This is a genomic window from Piscicoccus intestinalis NBRC 104926 (assembly GCF_001515525.1).
Classification (GTDB): Bacteria; Actinomycetota; Actinomycetes; order Actinomycetales; family Dermatophilaceae; genus Kineosphaera; species Kineosphaera intestinalis.
Genome location: NZ_BCNQ01000108.1, coordinates 1 through 16,076, shown reverse-complemented (window position 1 = coordinate 16,076; position 16,076 = coordinate 1). Strand labels below are relative to the sequence as shown.

Here is a 16,076-nt window from a genome sequence, read left to right as displayed (position 1 = left end):
GGTTTGCCGTGCGCCCGGTCGTCGAACTCCAGCACCGAGTCGCAGCCGACGACCAGGTCCGCGGCGATCCGGCCGGCTGCCCCGGCTCCGGCGCCGGAGTCGGAGTCGTGTGTCCGCTCGCCGGCCTCGGCGGTGAGCGCCGCGGCCACCGCCTCCGCCTTGGCGTGCGCCAGGACGAGCGCGACATCCGCGGGCTCCAGCGGCCCGTACCGCGATTCGGCGTCGCGCACGGCCGCGTCCTCGTCGACGCCGCTGACTCGCACGAGCGGGTCGACGCCCGCCGAACGCAGCGTTGCGAGCCGTGCGGGGGAGGCCGACGCGAGCAGCAGGCGCAGCGGTCCCGTCACGACATCGCCTCCGCGGCCACCGACCGCGGGTCGTCCGCCACCCCGTCGGGCCAGCGGCCCAGCACCGCCCGCCGCAACGTGTCGAGTCCCACGCCGCCGACGTCGAGGGCGCGCCGGTGGAAGTCGCGCAGATCGAACGCGGCCCCCTCGGCGGCCGCGACCTCGTCGCGCAGCGACCGCCACAGCCGCTCGCCCACCTTGTACGCGGCGGCCTGCCCCGGCCAACCCAGGTAGCGGTCGAGTTCGAAGCGCAGGATCTCCTCCGGCAGCAGGCTCGAGTCACGCAGCAGCCGCCACGCCGCGTCGTACGACCACGGGCCGCCCCCGAACTGGGCGGGCACCTCGAAACCGCAGTGCACCCCGATGTCGATGACCACCCGCGCCGCCCGCAGCGACTGCGCGTCGAGCATCCCGAGCCGGTTGCCCGGGTCGTCGAGAAATCCCAGCTCGGCCATGAGCTGCTCGGCGTACAACGCCCAGCCCTCGCCGTGCCCGGACGTCCACGACAGCAGCCGCCGCCAGCGGTTGAGCTGCCCGGAGTTCAACACCGTCTGGCCGATCTGCAGGTGATGCCCCGGCACGCCCTCGTGGTAGACGGTCGTCAGCTCCTGCCACGTCGAGAACGTCGTCACCCCGCGCGGCACCGACCACCACATCATCCCGGGGCGGCTCAGGTCGTCGCTCGGACCGGTGTAGTAGATCCCACCCGTCTGCGTGGGCGCCACCCGACACTCGATGCGCCGCAACGGCTCCGGGATGTCGAAGTGCACGGGCGCGAGCGCGGCCACCGCCCGATCCGCCTGCTCCTGCATCCACGCCACGAGCGCCTCCGTGCCCCGGAGCCGGTATCGCTCGTCGGCGTCGAGCCGATCCCGGGCCGCCCACACGAGGGCCTGCGCGTCGGTGCCGGCCCGCGCGTCCGGCGCGATTTGTCCCGCGAGCTCGCGCATCCGGCTCCGGATGCGCGCCAGCTCGTCGACGCCCCACGCGTACGTCTCCGCGAGGTCGATCCGCGCCCCGAGGAAGAACCGCGAGTGCAGTGCGTACAGCTCCCGCCCGCACGCGTCGGCCTGCGGCGCCACCGCCAGCAGATCGTCGCGCAGCCGCGCTGCGCACGCGGCGTAGCCGGCCCGGGCGGTCGTCGCCGCCCGCTCGACCCGCGCCGCCACCGCCTCCGGAACCGGGTGCCCGGCGGCGCGTTGCCGCTCGAGCAGCACCCCGAAATACCCGTCGCCGGAGGCGAACCCCTCCGCCTGCGCGATGCAGGCGAGCACCTGACGCCGCGGCGCGACGAGACCGCGGGACCGGGCGTACAGCAGCGAGTCGTGCCACTGGGTGAGCGCCGCGGGGATCGCGGCCATGCGGTCGGCGACGACCTCCCAGTGCTGCGGGGTGCCCGTCGGCATGAGATCGAGCACGTCGCGCACCGCCTGCAGCGGGCACTCCAGCACGTTGAGGCTCATGTGCGGGATGCCGGCCTCGTGCCGTTCCAGCCCCACCCCGAGCCGCTCGCGCATCGCCTCCGACGTCACCCGGTCGACGTCGTCGACGGGCTCCTCGGTCGCCAGCCGGCGCACCGTGGCGCGATCGAGATCGGCGGCCGCCGCCAGGCCCGCGGGGGAGAAGTCGTCGAGCCGGTCGTCGGCGCCGGGCAGACCGAGGGCGGTCGCGGTGATCGGGCTCAACGAAACGGCCGCCGAGAGATACCCCTCGGCGACCGCGTCGATGGCGCTCGCAGTGCGCGCCGGCCTCACCAGTCGTCCCAGTTGCCCCACGTCGGGCGTGACATTCGCTGCTGCCCGACCGCCCGCCGGGGCGCACCCCAGCCGGGTCGCCGCCGGCGCGGCTTCTCCGGCTCGGCCGCGGCTGCGAGCGCCGCGACGACCATCGTCAACGCGGCCACCTCTTCGGCGGTCGGGCTGCCGTGATCGATGCGCAGCAGGGTCGGCACCGGGGGAGCCGCCTGCTCGGGAGCCTGGGCCGTCGACTCGGACATCACAGCGGGATGTTTCCGTGCTTGCGCGGGGGCAGGTCTTCCTGCTTGTGCCGCAGGGCGCGCAGTGACCGCACGATGTGCTTGCGCGTCTCGCGCGGCGGGATCACCGCGTCGACATAGCCGCGCTCGGCGGCCATGTAAGGGTTGGCCAACGCCAGCTCGTACTGGTCGACGAACTCCGCGCGCACCGCGTCGACATCTTCGCCGGCGTCGGCGGCCGCCTGGATCTGCTTGCGGTACAGGATGTTCACCGCGCCTTGGGCACCCATGACGGCGATCTGCGCGGTGGGCCAGGCGAGATTGATGTCGGCGCCGAGGTGCTTGGAGCCCATGACGTCGTAGGCGCCACCGTAGGCCTTGCGCATGATGATCGTGATGAGCGGCACGGTCGCCTCGGCGTAGGCGTAGATGAGCTTGGCGCCGCGGCGGATGATGCCGTTCCACTCCTGGTCGGTGCCCGGCAGGAAGCCCGGCACGTCGACGAACGTGATGACCGGCACCGAGAACGCGTCGCACGTGCGCACGAACCTCGCCGCCTTCTCCGAGGCCTCGATGTCGAGGGTGCCGGCGAGCTGGCCGGGGTTGTTCGCGACGATCCCGACGCTGTGCCCCTCGACCCGGCCGAAGCCGCAGACGATGTTGGGCGCGAAGAGCGCGTGGACCTCGGTGAACTCGCCGTCGTCGAGCACCGTCTGGATGACGGTGTGCACGTCGTACGGCGTGTGCGTGGAGTCGGGGATGAAGTGGTCGAGCGCCTCGTCCTCGGGGGTCGGCTCGAGGTCGGCCTCTTCGTCGTCGAAGACGGGCGGCGCGTCGAGATTGTTCGCCGGCAGGTACGACAGCAGTTCCTTGACGTAGTCGATCGCGTCCTGCTCGTCGTGCCCGAGATAGTGCGCCACACCCGACTTGGTGTTGTGGGAGCGGGCGCCACCGAGGTGCTCGAAGTCGACGTCCTCACCGGTGACGGTCTTGATGACGTCGGGTCCGGTGATGAACATGTGCGAGGTGTGGTCGACCATGACGACGAAGTCGGTGATCGCCGGGGAGTAGACCGCGCCGCCGGCGCAGGGGCCCATGATGAGGCTGATCTGCGGGATGACGCCGCTGGCGTGCACGTTGCGGCGGAAGATCTCGCCGTACATGCCGAGGGCGACCACGCCCTCCTGGATGCGGGCGCCGCCGGAGTCGTTGATGCCGACCACCGGGCAGCCCATCTTCATCGCCAGGTCCATGACCTTGACGATCTTCTCGCCGAAGACCTCGCCCAGGGAGCCGCCGAAGACCGTGAAGTCCTGCGCGAAGACGCACACCGTGCGGCCGTCGACCGTGCCGTACCCGGTGATGACACCGTCTCCGTAGGGACGGTTGGCCTCCTGCCCGAAGTTGATCGACCGGTGCCGCGCCAGCTCGTCGAGTTCGATGAAGCTGCCTTCGTCGAGGAGCATCTCGACGCGCTCGCGCGCCGTCTTCTTCCCCTTCGCATGCTGCTTCTCGACGGCGCGGGACGACCCCGCGTGCGTAGCCTCGTCTACCCGTTCCTGGAAATCTGCCAGCTTGCCCGCAGTCGTGTACAGATCGATCTCGGGATCGCTGGTGACCCGTGCGCCGTCACTCATGGGCGTCAGCCTAGCCTTGCACCCGTGACCGACGTGCTCGACTCCGGAGAGCTCGTTCGTCGACTACGTCACCCGCACGGCAGCTGGCGGCGCGTCGAGGTACACGAGCAGATCGATTCGACCAACGCTCGGGCCCTGGAGGAGCCGGAGCCCTGGCGGATCGTCGTCGCGGCCGAGCAGACCGCGGGCCGTGGTCGGCAGGGGCGCAGTTGGTCGTCGCCACCCGGTACGTCGGTGGCGATGTCGATGGTCGTGCCGCTCGTCCCGCGGCCCTACGACGTCGGGTGGGTGCCGCTGGCCGCCGGGCTCGCGGTGGCCCAAGCGCTCGGCGACCTCACCGGGCGGCCCGAGGCGTTCGGCGTGAAGTGGCCCAACGACGTGCTCGCCGCACCCCTGCCGACGGTGCCGGCGCCCGGGTCGGTGCTGCCGCCGACGCCGGATCGCAAGGTGTGCGGCATCCTGTGCCAGGTGGTGCCCGGCGGGTCGGTCGTCGTCGGCATCGGCGTCAACGTCAGCGCCCCTCCCGAGAGCCTGCCCGCGGCCCAGGCGCCCGAGGCCTCTCCCGCCGGAGACCGTCCGCGCCCTCCGCTCGTGCTCTCGGCGACGTCGGTGCGGGACTGCGCGCCCGGCCCGGCTCCGAGCCGGGAGGACGTGACGGTGGCCGTCGCCCAGCGGTACGCCGCGGCGCACGAGCGCCTCATGGCCGGCGGCGACGACCTGGACGGGTTGCGCGCCGAATTCGCCCGAGCCTGCGTGACGATCGGCCGCGACGTCGAGGTGTACCTGCCCCGGGACCGCCGGGTCGTCGGGCATGCGCAGGCCGTCGACGCCCTCGGTGAACTCGTCGTCCGCGACGCGGACACCGGCGCCTCGACGGCGTACGCGGCTGGTGATGTATTTCACATCCGGCCGCTTTTCGGTGCATGATCTGTCCATGACGAGCGGGGAGGGGGCACGTCGGGACAGCGAGGCTGCGCGCAAGGAGGCGTCGCGGGCTCCGGTTCCGCCTGTCCACGAGGGCGTCGCGCCGGCCGACGCCGTGGAGGCGACCGAGGCTGCCGACGCCGTCGTGCGGCTCCTCGGACCGCCCACGCTGCGCCGCCTCGATGTGGCCGCGAACACCGGGATTCCGCCGGAGCAGACGCGGCGCTTCTGGCACGCCCTGGGATTCGCCGCCTCCCCGTCCGAGGACGACATGCTCTACACCACGGCCGACCAGGAGGCCATCCAGCGCACGGTGGCGATCCTCCGCTCGGGCAAGATCGACGAGAACCTCGGGCTCGCGATCACACGGGCGATCGCCCGCAGCCTCGACCGGCTCGCCTCCTGGCAGACCTCGCTCGTCATGGAGAGCCTGCTGCGCTCGCAGCCGGGCGCCTCGCAGCAGCCGGAGCGCTCGGAACGACTGGACGGCCCCCGATCCGCCGGGCCCACCGGGTCCGCCTCCGCGGAGGCCGACGGTCCGCGGGGCGCGATGACGGGAAGCGACCTGCCGATCGACCTCGCGGGCGCTCTGGCCCTCGACCGGGAGATCGACGAACACCTATGGCATCAGCGGCTGCCGCCCGACGCGTCGCGGCAGGCGGGTGAATTGCTCATGGGGATGGTGGATGACATCGAGCCGCTGATCATCTACGCGTGGCGACGGCACCTGGCCGCCACGATCGGCCGCCTCATGACGAATGCCGAGGTGATCGAGGACGACGGCGCTCAGCTGGCGATCGGTTTCGCCGACATGGTCGGCTTCACGACGCTGGTGCGCCGCTTGTCTGAGCGTCAACTGGCCCAGCTCGTACAGCATTTCGAGGAGGTCGCGGCCGAGATCGTGTCCGAGCAAGGCGGCCAGATCGTCAAGATGCTCGGCGATGAGGTGGTCTTCACCGCGGACGATCCGCAGGCCGCGGGATCGATCGCCCTCGAGCTGCTCGAGCGGGTCGCCGGCGACCCGAGCATGCCGCAGCTACGTATCGGCCTGGCGTTCGGCCCGGTCCTGCGTCATCTCGGTGACGTCTTCGGTACCACCGTCAACCGGGCAAGTCGCCTGACGGGCGTGGCGCGGCCGCACACCGTCGTCGTCGATGACCGCACCGCCACCTACCTGCGGGACATGCCCGGGTTCGCGATGAACCGGCTCCCGCCGCGAGCGCTGCGAGGCCTCGGCATGACCGTCGTGTGGCACCTGGGGCGCGAAGACCGCGGGAAGCCCTCGGAATCCGGGGCGCTTGACGAGCCTGCGGAGAGGCCCGGTCGGGAGTCCTGACCGGGCGTGACCGCCCGGGCGCGCGCCCGGCTCCGCCCAGGTCAGCGGCTGGTCGGCAGCGGACCGGAGCCGATCAGCCACCCGTTCGACCACAATTCGGACAGGGTGGTCGATATTCGAGACGTGGCGCAGGCGACACGGTCAACTTCTGGGCGTTAGCTGACTTGAGCCCTACGATGTGCGCATGGCGAGAGTGCTTCTGGCGGAGGACGATTCCGCAATCAGCGAGCCTCTCGCCCGGGCGTTGCGTCGAGAAGGATATGACGTTGTGGTCTGCGGAGATGGCGTGCAGGCCTACGACGCGGGGCGGTCCGGACCTGATCTTGTCGTGCTCGACCTCGGATTGCCGCGTATGGACGGCCTCGAGGTCTGCCGCAAGCTCCGGGCCGACGGACGCACCGCACCGATCCTGATGCTCACCGCCCGGGCGGATGAGGTGGACACGGTGGTCGGGCTCGACGCGGGCGCCGACGACTACGTGACCAAGCCGTTTCGGCTCGCGGAGCTGCTGGCGCGGGTGCGGGCCCTGCTGCGACGCACCGCACCCGGGGGTGCCGGGCAGGACGGAGTGCGCATCGACCCGCAGGCTCGTCGCGCGTTCGTCGGCGACGAGGAGATGCAGCTGACCGCCAAGGAGTTCGACCTGCTGCGCGTGCTCCTGCGGGAGCAGGGCAAGGTCGTCTCCCGCGAGCAGCTCATGCGCGAGGTGTGGGCCACGCACTGGTACGGCTCGACGAAGACGCTCGACATGCACGTGTCGGTGCTGCGCCGCAAGCTCGGTGACGACGTCACGAGCCCGCGCTTCATCACCACCGTGCGGGGCGTCGGTTTCCGTTTCGAGCGACCCACGGACCAGGGCTGACCGGTGCGCGCGGCGCTGCTGCGCTCCACGCTGCTGGCGGTGTTGCTCAGCGTCGGCATCATGCTCATCCCGGTGCTGACCTGGTTGGTCGCGCGTTCAGTGCTGCCCGGCGGCGAGGAACGTCTCCTCACCGCCGAGGTTCTCGTGCCGCTGGGCCTGGCGATGGCGGCGCTGTTCACGGTCGGCATCTGGGCGGTCGTGCGCGACCAGGCGCGGCGCATCGCCGACCCGCTGGCGCGCCTGGCCGACCAGGCCGAGCGGCTCGGAGCCGGTGACACCCGGTTCGTGCCGCCCCCCAGCGGCATCGACGAGATCGACGCCGTCTCCAACGAACTCGCGCGCAGCGGGCGAAAGCTGCTCACCTCGCTGAGCAGCGAGCGAGAGTTCGCCGCGGACGCCTCCCATCAACTGCGCACTCCGCTGACCGCGCTGCTCATGCGGCTCGAGGAGATCACGATGATCGACGACCTCGACGCCGTGCGCGAGGAGGCCTCGATCGCGATCGAGCAGGTGGAACGCCTCAACGACACCGTCGCCACCCTGCTGACCCGCACCCGCCACGTCACCGAGGCGCCCCAGGCGGTGCGGGTGGACCGCGTGCTCGCGGAACTGCAGCGTTCGTGGCAGCCCGCCTACGAGTCCGCCCAGCGCTCCATCCACGTGACCGGTGAGCGCGGCGTCTCGGTGGTGGCGACCGACGCCGCTCTGTCCCAGATCCTCGGCACACTCATCGAGAACTCGCTCGCGCACGGCGACGGCGCCTGTCGGATCGACGTGCGCCACTCGGGCATCTCCGTCGTCATCGAGGTCGGCGACGACGGCCCCGGCGTGCGACCCGACCTCGCCCCGTTCATCTTCGACCGCGGGCAGAGCACGAAAAGCAGCGGGCTCGGGCTCGGGCTGGCCCGGGACCTCGCCGAAGGCCACGGCGGGCGGCTCGAGTTGGTGCGCGCCCACCCGGTGCTGTTCGCGTTGTTCCTGTCGGGCGCCGACGAGGACTGACGCTGCCGGCTTCAGCGGGGCTCAGCCGCGCGGGGGCCTGAACATCGCGTCGTCGTCGTGCGACTCGGGGTCGGGAACCGGTGGCAGGTGGGCGAGTTCGCGGACGAAGACGAACTGTCGGTAGGTCCAGAAGCGGAAGATCGTGCCGATGACGATGCCGACGAGTCGGGCCGCGGTCTGCCCGGCGGGGTCGGTGACGTCGAAGACGTCGATGGCCAGCGCCACGCACGCCATCGTGATGAGCGCGCCGATCGCGTTGAACACGAGGAACAAGACCACCTCGCGCTGCATGTGGGCGGGCCGCTCGGCGCGCTTGTGCCGGAAGGTCCAGTAGCGGTTACCGATCCAGCTGAACAGCGTCGCGATGGCGGTAGCCACGACCGACGCGATCTTCTCGTGCCCCGCCAGCGGGCCGGTATCCAGCAGGCCGTGGGTGAGCAGCAGGTAGGCGCCGTTGTCGACGAAGATGCCCACGGTGCCGATGACGCCGAACTTCGCGAACTCGGCCGCCAGCAGGTCCCACCACGCGCGCAGGCGCACGGTGATTCCGCCCCGAGTGCGTGTCATTCCCCTGTGCCTTTCCGCGTTCCTGGCCTGTCCCTGGCCGAGTCCTGCCGAGTGCTGCCGAGTGCTGCCGAGGGCTGCCGAGGGCCTGACCGAGCCGTGGTCGCGTCCCTTGCTCGGCCGTCTCAAGCCTGTTCGGCCGACATCGAGCCGATGGGGAGTCTACGTCGCCGCGCTGGACGTTCGCCCGGCTCCCCATGCGGTGCGCCGCGCCCGCGGCCCGCGGCTCGCACCGGCTCCGCGTGCGTCGGCGGGCACCCGGGTGCGTGCGCCGAGTTTCGTTGCCGCCGGCGCGGTCTCAGGTGCCGTCAGCCGGTCGGGCCGGCTCGCCGCTCGCGCAGCGCGGCGCCCTTGGCGTGGGCCTGGTCGCGCAGCCGGAGCTGGAAGTCGACCATGGCCTCGCGCACCGCCCGGGCCTGCGGGGTCGCGCCGGCGCCGACGATACGGGCCGCGAGCAGGCCGGCGTTGCGCGCGCCGCCGATGGAGACGGTGGCGACCGGCACCCCGGCGGGCATCTGCACGATCGACAGGAGCGAATCCATGCCGTCGAGATACTTCAGCGGCACCGGCACCCCGATGACCGGCAGCGGGGTGACGGCGGCGAGCATGCCGGGCAGGTGGGCGGCGCCACCGGCTCCCGCGATGACGACCTGCAGCCCGCGGCCCGCCGCCTGCCGGCCGTAGTCGATCATCTCGGTCGGCATGCGGTGGGCGCTGACGACGTCGGCCTCGTAGGCGATGCCGAACTCCTCGAGCGCGAGCGCGGCCTGCTCCATGACCGGCCAGTCGCTGTCGCTGCCCATCACGAGCCCCACCAGCGGCTCGCCGGAGTCCGTGTGCGTGCTCTCGCTCATGCCATGCCCCTCACTCTCGGATCGTTCCGCGCAGGTAACCGGTCGCGTGGGCGGCGCGTTCGCGCAGGGCGGCCAGGTCGTCGCCGTACACGGTGACGTGGCCGATCTTGCGGCCGGGCCGCACGCCCTTGCCGTACAGGTGCACCTTGAGACCGGGGTCGCGGGCGAGCAGATGCCGGTAGGTGGGGTAGAGGGACTCGTCGTCGCCGCCGAGCACGTTGCCCATGACCGTCCAGCGCGCCCGCGGGGTCGTCGCGCCGAGCGGCAGGTCGAGCACCGCCCGCAGGTGCTGTTCGAACTGGCTGGTGACGGCGCCGTCGATGCTCCAGTGCCCGCTGTTGTGCGGTCGCATCGCGAGTTCGTTGACGACGAAACCGGGCTCGTCGTCGGTCTGGAACAGCTCGACCGCGAGCACACCGGTGACGTCGAGCTCGCCGGCGACGGTCAGCCCGGCCGCGATCATCGCCGTCGCGTGGTCGTCGTCGAGTTCCGGTGCGGGAGCGAGCACCTCGGTGCAGATGCCGTCGGTTTGCACGGTCTCCACGACCGGCCACGCGGCGGCCTGGCCGCTGGGGCTGCGCGCCACGAGCACGGCGAGTTCGCGGGTGAACCGAACCCGTGCTTCGGCGAGCAGCCCTGCGCTGAGCGGCCCCTGTCCGCCCGACTGGTCGGCGGCGGCCGCGAGCCAGTCGTCGGCGTCGGCGGGGCTGTCGACGACGAGCACGCCCTTGCCGTCGTACCCGCCGCGCGGGGTCTTCAGGACCAGCGGCCACCCGACGCGCTCGCCGAAAGCGGCCAGCTCGGCGGCGTCGCTCACCCGTGCCCACGCGGGGCAGGGGATGCCCAAGGCCGTGAGGCGCTCGCGCATGGCGAGCTTGTCCTGCGCGAACACCAGGGCGCTGGGGCGAGGGTGCAGCGGCACGCCGTCGGCCTCCAGGGCGGCCAGCACCTCGGCGGGCACGTGCTCGTGGTCGAACGTGACGACGTCGCAGTGGCGGGCGAATTCGCGCACTGCCTGGAGATCTGTGTGCGCGCCGACGGGGGAGTGTGGCACGACGAGCGCGGCCGAGGCCTCTGCGCCCTCGGCGAGCACCGACAGCGTGAGGCCGAGGTTGACCGCGGGGGGCTGGCACATGCGGGCGAGCTGCCCGCCTCCGATGATGCCGACGACGGGAAAGCCGCCGGGGGCGGTGCGCGGGGTGTCGGAGACCGTGGCGCTCGGTGGGTGCTCATGGTCGGCGGGCGCGGACAGGCTCACCGGCGCAGAATATCGCGCGACCGGTGCGCTCTCGTCGGCGCCGGGCGGGCACGGGCTTGCCGTCCACAGGCCGCAGGCTCGGCGGTCGGCTGTCCACAGCCCGCGTGCGGTGCCGGGCGGCCCATCCCGGTGCCGCGGCAGCCTGGAGGCGTGTATCTCACCCGTGATCTCACCCCCGCGCTGCGGGCGTTGGTCGCCCGCCAGGCGGGTGCGGTGTCGCGCCGGCAGCTGGTCGTCGGCGGCCTGGGCCGTCACACCGTCGAGCGGCTGACCTCGCGGTGGCGACCGTTCGGGCCGGGCGTCTACTTCGTCACGCAAGCTCATGTGGCGCTCGAGCCGACGTGGGAGTCGCGGCTGTGGGCGGGGTTGCTGCTCGGTGAGGGCGGATCGGCGCTGCCGCCGGAGGCGGGCCTGCCGTGCGTCGGTGGCCTGGCGGCGGCGGTGCAGCACCGGCTGGTGGCGCGGGCGGGCGAGGGTGGGCCCGACGACCGGCGGGCGTTCTGGGACTCCGACGACATCGATGTCTATGTGCCGCCGGGTCGGCGGGTGAGTCCGGTGGCCGGATACCGTTTCGTGCGCTCGGTCGAACCCTCGCGGGCGGCGGGAGCCCAGGGTGAGCTCACGATCACCGGCGTGGACGACACGGTGCTCGACCTCGCCGACCTGGGCGGACCCGCCGACGCGGTCGACTGGGTCGACCGCGCGTGTCAGCGGCGGCTGCCGACGCCGCAGCGGCTCATGGAGGCGCTGGAGGCTCGGTCGCGGGCGCGCCACCGTGCGCGGCTCCGGGCGCTGTTGCGGGACCAGGTCGAGGGGCTGACCAGCCAGCTGGAGCGGATCTACCGCGACCAGGTCGAGCGGCCGCACGCCCTGCCTCGGGCTCGGCGGCAGGCGCGCGACGGACAGCAGTTGCTCGACTGCGACTACGACTGGCTCGTCGTGGAACTCGACGGGCGACTCGGGCACGTCGAGGCCGGGCGCTGGCGGGATCGCCGCCGGGACAACCGGCACACGGTGCGTGGCCGGCCCTCGCTGCGGTACGGCTGGCAGGAGTGCACGCTCACGCCCTGCGAGGTGGCCTGGGAGGTCGGTGGGATGCTGCGTGCGCTCGGTTGGCCCGGGCACCCGACCCCGTGCGCCGACTGCCCGCCCGATGCGGCGGCCGCGTGAGGTGGGGGCAGCCGCGTCCGGCTCGGTGGGGCCGAAGAGCGTGGGAGATCTGCCGCGTCTGCGCGGGTGAATTTCCCACCGTCTTCGGCGGGCGCCTGCGGGTGGGGTGAAGGTGTTGTCCGTAGCTGCGGGCGGGCAGACGGGCGGGCGCGGACGGTGTGCTCCTGGCCGGGGGAGTGATCGGTCTGAAGAGCGTGGTAGATCTGCCGCGTCTGCGCGGGTGAATTTCCCATCGTCTTCGGCGGGGTGCCTCCGGGGCGGGGCGCACCAGCCGCCGGCGTCCGGATCGGGAAGCGACGCTGGTGCCGGAGCATGCTCGCGGGGAAGCGACGCCCGCGCCTCGAGCCGTTCGACGCGCTGTGGAGCGTCGATGGTGTCGCCGGCGAGGCGCAAGTACCCGATCAGCGCGCGAACCGCGGCGATCGACGGACCGGGGTACGCCGTGAGATCCGCCGGGAGGGGTTCCGGACATGCGAGAGCGGGTGGTCCAGGCTCGTCACCCCCCAAGCCCGGGCCACCCGCCCTCGGTGCGATGTGCAGACCCCCCAGCCTGCCTACCGCAACGGTGTTCCGAGCCCCCCAGCTCGTTCACCGCTACGAAGCCCGGCTCCCCCGCCGACCTTCGCGTCTTCGGTAGGCGAGCCCCCCAGCTCACCTACCGCGTTCCCCCACGACCCGGGAAGCTTCCCCTCAGAACCCCGTGCTCTCCGTGCCGCTCTGATGGGGATATCGCCCCAGCCCCCTGCGGCGTTACAGCCGTCTTGGACATCCGTTTCTGTTGGCATTAACAGGGGTGTGACCAGGGCAAGTTAACGAGGTTCGATGACCCAGGCCCCGATTGGGTCCGGATCTTGCGCATCTCGGGCGCGAAACGGGCTCCCCGCGGTGGTGGCGATGGGCGGTGGGGGCGGCGTCCAGGGGCGGTGTCCCGCGGAGTGGAGCGGCGTGGCTGCGGCAAGGCAGAGTCGTGCCATCCCCCCGGACTGTCACACTCCGCCTCACCGCTGCGCTCCCCGAAGCGTAAGCGGGCAGGTGCGCACTGCGCCAAGGACTTTGTGCCTACCTTGACCGTTTCCTGGGCAGAAATGGGAAGTGCGCAGATCGCACACAATTGTGTGCATCTAGGCGCGTCAGTGGCCGGCGCCCGGGTGCATGGCTCAGGTTCGGCCTCGGGTGGTCGATCGAATTGGACGAGTGGTCGGCTGCGGCCGCGGCTGCCGCCTGCCTGGTGCGGCGCGAGGCCGACACGCACACGCCAGAACTGGGGGAGTGGAGCGCCATGCGCTGTCAGCAATGCGGGGCTGAGCTCGCGTACGGGGCCGCGTTCTGCGGATCGTGCGGGGCCGACACCCGGGCCACGTCACCGTACGGGCATGCCTCAGGCGGCGACGGCTCCGGCGGATACCCCACGGGTGGCTACCCCTCGTCCGGCTACGGCTCGGCCGGCTACCCCTCGGCCGGTTACGGCTCGGGTGGCTACGGCCCAGGCGGGTACCCGCCTCCCAGCCAGCGGCGCGGATCGGCGGCGCTGTGGGTGGCGCTCGCGCTCTTCGCGGTGGGGGTCGCGAGCGTCGTCGCCTGGTTCGCGCTGAACCGGTCCTCGGACGAGCAACCGGTCGCGGCGGCCACCACGCCGTCGGCCTCGGCCGCGCCGACGACCGCGAGTCAACCGGCTCCGGCCGCCGGCGGCCAGCAGAATGCCACCGTGACCGTGACCCAGCCCCCGCCGGTGACCGTGATCCAGCAGGCGCCGCGGGCCGCCGCTCCGGCCCCGACGGTGGTGGAAACCCAGTCGGGCCTGGAGGAGTCGCTGCCGACCGGCTCCTGGCTGCTGGTGCTGGAGTCGATGCCGAAGTCGCGCTACTCCCAGAGCGAGGCGTGGAGCAAAGCGTCCTCGATCGGCTCCGCGGTCGTCATCGACAGCTCCCGCGTCAGTGGGCTCAACAGCGGCTACTGGGCGGTGATCGCGGACCGCGCCTTCGAGTCGAAGTCGGCGGCCAACGGCACCTGCTCCTCGTACGGCCGCTCGGTCGGCGGCGAGTGCTACCCGCGCCGGGTCGGCGGCTGACATGTGCGCTCCCCTCCCGTCCACCGGCTCGACGCCCGACCGGCGCGCGGTGCTGCGGGCGTCGGCCTCCGTGCCGCTGCTGCTCCTGGGCGGCCTCGGCGCGGGCACCGCGGTCGCGGCTCCGGCCGGTGCCGAAGGGCTCACTGGTCTCGCCGGCCTCGGTGAGCTCGGGGGGCTCGAGCCGCCGGCTGCCGCGGGGGTGCGTGCGCCGCGGATCCATCCGCGAGCGGACTGGGCGGCCGGGCGCCGCGCGACCGGGCGCCTGCAGGCAGAAGACGTCCGCTTCCTGCTCGTGCATCACACCCAGACCCCGAACACCGACTCCCGCGACGGCGTGCCGGGCCGGCTGCGCGGGATGTTCGCCTTTCACACCGGCGACAAGGGCTGGCCGGACATCGCGTACAACTTTCTCGTCGACCGGTTCGGCGGCGTCTGGGAGGGGCGCACGGGGAGCCTGGCCGGTCCGGTTCGCGGCGACGCGACGGGCGGCAGCCAGGGGTTCGCCCAGCTGTGTTGCTTCATCGGCGACCACACGTCGCAGCCCCCGACGCCCGAGGCGATGGCCTCGATGTCGCAGCTGCTCGCCTGGCTGGCCGCCCGCTACCAGGTGGGGCTCGCTGCGAATCGGCAAGTCGCCTTCGTCTCCCGCGGCTCCAACCGGTGGCCGCGCGGCCGACGGGTGACGACGACGCCGATCGCGGCGCACCGCGACATGTCGCTCACCGAATGCCCCGGCGACGCGCTGTACCCACTCGTCCGCTCCCAACTGTGGCCCCGGGCGCGCCGGCTCGCCGGCTCCGGCGGGCAGGCGTCCGCGACGCGGGCGACGCCGACGAGCGGAACCGCGCTCGCGAGCCCGTCCGCCGGCGCGGTCGAGTCCGGCTCGCCGCCGGCCTCGACCGGGGCGTCGACAAGCCCTTCGGGCGGGCCGTCGTCGAGCCCGTCGGGTGGCGCCTCGCCCCGCTCCACGCCCAGCGTCTCCGGAAGCGCGACGAGCGGGGGGTCGACGGTTTCGGCGGGCACGACGCCGAGCGCGCAGTCGCAGAGCCTTGTGCACGACGCACTGCCGGTGCTGGGCGTCGCCGGGATCGGCGGCGGCACGGCGTTGGCCGCCTACGCCCTTCGCCGCGGCCGCTGACCGGCGCGGCGCGCCACCGGCTCCGATCGACCAGGCCGACCCCGATTGCTGCAGACCGGGCGGATGCTGGCGATGAGGAGGAGAGAGTCGGGAGCGGGGTGGCGATGGACACGACGGACGCGGCGAAACAGCCGTTGGGCAGCGCGTACCTGCTCGGGGAGGTGCTCGGAGCCGGTGCCAGCGGCCAGGTGCGCGCAGGCACCGACCGGGAGGGCAACGAGTACGCGGTGAAACTGCTGCACCCCAGCCTGGCGGCCGACCCGGCGGTCGTGCGGCGGTTCGTCGCCGAGCGCGACGTGCTGCGAGCGATCCGCCATCCGCACGTCGTGGCGGTCACCGACCTGGTCATCGAGGGCAACACGCTGGCCATCGTCATGGAGCGGGTCGACGGCGGTGACCTGCGCGACCGACTCCGCGAATCCGGCACCATCGCACCCGAACTCGTTGCCGAGTGGGGAAGCCATATTGCGGCGGGGCTGCACGCGGCGCACGTGCAGTCCGTTGTGCACCGCGACGTCAAGCCTGAGAACGTGCTCCTCGACGAGAGCCACGACCCGCCGGCGGCGCGGCTGTCGGACTTCGGGGTGGCCCGCCTCCTCGGGGAAGCCCACACCGGCATGTTGCTCGGCACCCCGCACTACCTCGCGCCGGAACTCGCCCAGGGGGCGCCGGCGACGCCGGCCGCCGACCTGTACGCGTTGGGCATCACGCTGTACGAGCTGGCCTGCGGGCACGTGCCGTACGCCGCGCGACGCGGGCCGCAGGCGGTGCTCGCCGCGCACGTGCACGAAGAGCCGGGTCGGCCGCTCGGCGTGCCCGACCGGTTGTGGGAGATCATCCGGGCGCTGCTGGAGCCCGATCCGGGGCGCCGGCTGGCGCCCGCGGGGCGGGTCAGCGACGAGTTGCGCGCCGCGGCCGAGGAGTTGGCGGGGGCGCCCGCC

Annotated in this window: 15 protein-coding genes; 8 read left to right on the top strand and 7 right to left on the bottom strand. The window is 72.7% G+C overall.

The window, feature by feature from the left end; translation table 11 throughout:
• From PINTE_RS15555 to PINTE_RS15540, 4 genes are all read right to left on the bottom strand, one after another.
• On the bottom strand, positions 1-347 hold a 347-nt coding region (locus tag PINTE_RS15555; protein ID WP_174524022.1), incomplete at its 3' end, for a Maf family protein.
• Positions 344-2,032, bottom strand: a complete 1,689-nt coding sequence (locus PINTE_RS15550; protein WP_245642981.1) for a DUF885 domain-containing protein — start codon at positions 2,030-2,032, stop codon at positions 344-346. The genes PINTE_RS15550 and PINTE_RS15555, both read right to left, overlap by 4 nt.
• 65 nt (positions 2,033-2,097) lie before the next feature.
• The gene (locus tag PINTE_RS15545; RefSeq protein WP_068432610.1) at positions 2,098-2,343 is read right to left on the bottom strand and encodes an acyl-CoA carboxylase subunit epsilon; all 246 of its coding nucleotides are present in this window, start codon (positions 2,341-2,343) and stop codon (positions 2,098-2,100) included.
• The gene (locus PINTE_RS15540; RefSeq protein WP_068432608.1) at positions 2,343-3,959 is read right to left on the bottom strand and encodes an acyl-CoA carboxylase subunit beta; all 1,617 of its coding nucleotides are present in this window, start codon (positions 3,957-3,959) and stop codon (positions 2,343-2,345) included. Before PINTE_RS15540 ends, PINTE_RS15545 begins: the two co-directional genes overlap by 1 nt.
• Before the next feature lie 24 nt (positions 3,960-3,983).
• On the opposite strand from PINTE_RS15540, the gene PINTE_RS15535 reads away from it, so the two are divergent.
• From PINTE_RS15535 to PINTE_RS15520, 4 genes are all read left to right on the top strand, one after another.
• Entirely contained in the window at positions 3,984-4,886 is a 903-nt protein-coding gene (locus PINTE_RS15535) for a biotin--[acetyl-CoA-carboxylase] ligase (RefSeq protein WP_068432606.1), read from the top strand.
• 7 nt (positions 4,887-4,893) lie between these two features.
• Positions 4,894-6,219, top strand: coding sequence for an adenylate/guanylate cyclase domain-containing protein (locus PINTE_RS15530; protein ID WP_068432604.1), 1,326 nt, complete (start codon positions 4,894-4,896; stop codon positions 6,217-6,219).
• Between the two features lie 184 nt (positions 6,220-6,403).
• Positions 6,404-7,081, top strand: coding sequence for a response regulator transcription factor (locus PINTE_RS15525; RefSeq protein WP_068432602.1), 678 nt, complete (start codon positions 6,404-6,406; stop codon positions 7,079-7,081).
• 3 nt (positions 7,082-7,084) lie between these two features.
• On the top strand, positions 7,085-8,083 hold the full coding sequence (locus PINTE_RS15520) for a sensor histidine kinase (protein ID WP_068432598.1): 999 nt from the start codon (positions 7,085-7,087) through the stop codon (positions 8,081-8,083).
• A gap of 21 nt (positions 8,084-8,104) precedes the next feature.
• On the opposite strand, the gene PINTE_RS15515 is transcribed toward PINTE_RS15520, so the two are convergent.
• The 3 genes from PINTE_RS15515 to PINTE_RS15505 form a co-directional block, all read right to left on the bottom strand.
• Complete coding sequence (locus tag PINTE_RS15515) at positions 8,105-8,650, bottom strand: GtrA family protein (RefSeq protein ID WP_068432595.1); 546 nt, start codon at positions 8,648-8,650, stop codon at positions 8,105-8,107.
• A 305-nt stretch (positions 8,651-8,955) separates the two neighbouring features.
• Positions 8,956-9,501, bottom strand: a complete 546-nt coding sequence (purE, locus tag PINTE_RS15510; RefSeq protein WP_068432593.1) for a 5-(carboxyamino)imidazole ribonucleotide mutase — start codon at positions 9,499-9,501, stop codon at positions 8,956-8,958.
• A 10-nt stretch (positions 9,502-9,511) separates the two neighbouring features.
• Positions 9,512-10,759, bottom strand: a complete 1,248-nt coding sequence (locus tag PINTE_RS15505) for a 5-(carboxyamino)imidazole ribonucleotide synthase (protein ID WP_373280168.1) — start codon at positions 10,757-10,759, stop codon at positions 9,512-9,514.
• A 150-nt stretch (positions 10,760-10,909) separates the two neighbouring features.
• On the opposite strand from PINTE_RS15505, the gene PINTE_RS22815 reads away from it, so the two are divergent.
• From PINTE_RS22815 to PINTE_RS22810, 4 genes are all read left to right on the top strand, one after another.
• Positions 10,910-11,929 (top strand): hypothetical protein, encoded by a 1,020-nt coding sequence (locus PINTE_RS22815; RefSeq protein WP_068432592.1) that lies wholly within the window; start codon positions 10,910-10,912, stop codon positions 11,927-11,929.
• Between the two features lie 1,279 nt (positions 11,930-13,208).
• The gene (locus tag PINTE_RS15495) at positions 13,209-13,997 is read left to right on the top strand and encodes a zinc ribbon domain-containing protein (RefSeq protein WP_157087289.1); all 789 of its coding nucleotides are present in this window, start codon (positions 13,209-13,211) and stop codon (positions 13,995-13,997) included.
• A gap of 1 nt (position 13,998) precedes the next feature.
• Positions 13,999-15,135, top strand: coding sequence for an N-acetylmuramoyl-L-alanine amidase (locus PINTE_RS15490; RefSeq protein WP_068432589.1), 1,137 nt, complete (start codon positions 13,999-14,001; stop codon positions 15,133-15,135).
• A 104-nt stretch (positions 15,136-15,239) separates the two neighbouring features.
• Positions 15,240-16,076, top strand: an 837-nt coding sequence (locus tag PINTE_RS22810) for a serine/threonine-protein kinase (RefSeq protein ID WP_157087288.1), incomplete at its 3' end; no start/stop codon positions are given.

Excerpts from the sequence above, each read along its gene's own strand:
- PINTE_RS15545 (WP_068432610.1), bottom strand. The coding sequence starts at position 2,343 with ATGTCCGAGTCGACGGCCCAGGCTCCCGAGCAGGCGGCTCCCCCGGTG.
- PINTE_RS15540 (WP_068432608.1), bottom strand. The coding sequence starts at position 3,959 with ATGAGTGACGGCGCACGGGTCACCAGCGATCCCGAGATCGATCTGTAC.
- PINTE_RS15530 (WP_068432604.1), top strand. The coding sequence starts at position 4,894 with ATGACGAGCGGGGAGGGGGCACGTCGGGACAGCGAGGCTGCGCGCAAG.
- PINTE_RS15525 (WP_068432602.1), top strand. The coding sequence starts at position 6,404 with ATGGCGAGAGTGCTTCTGGCGGAGGACGATTCCGCAATCAGCGAGCCT.
- PINTE_RS15515 (WP_068432595.1), bottom strand. The coding sequence starts at position 8,650 with ATGACACGCACTCGGGGCGGAATCACCGTGCGCCTGCGCGCGTGGTGG.
- purE (WP_068432593.1), bottom strand. The coding sequence starts at position 9,501 with ATGAGCGAGAGCACGCACACGGACTCCGGCGAGCCGCTGGTGGGGCTC.
- PINTE_RS15495 (WP_157087289.1), top strand. The coding sequence starts at position 13,209 with ATGCGCTGTCAGCAATGCGGGGCTGAGCTCGCGTACGGGGCCGCGTTC.
- PINTE_RS15490 (WP_068432589.1), top strand. The coding sequence starts at position 13,999 with ATGTGCGCTCCCCTCCCGTCCACCGGCTCGACGCCCGACCGGCGCGCG.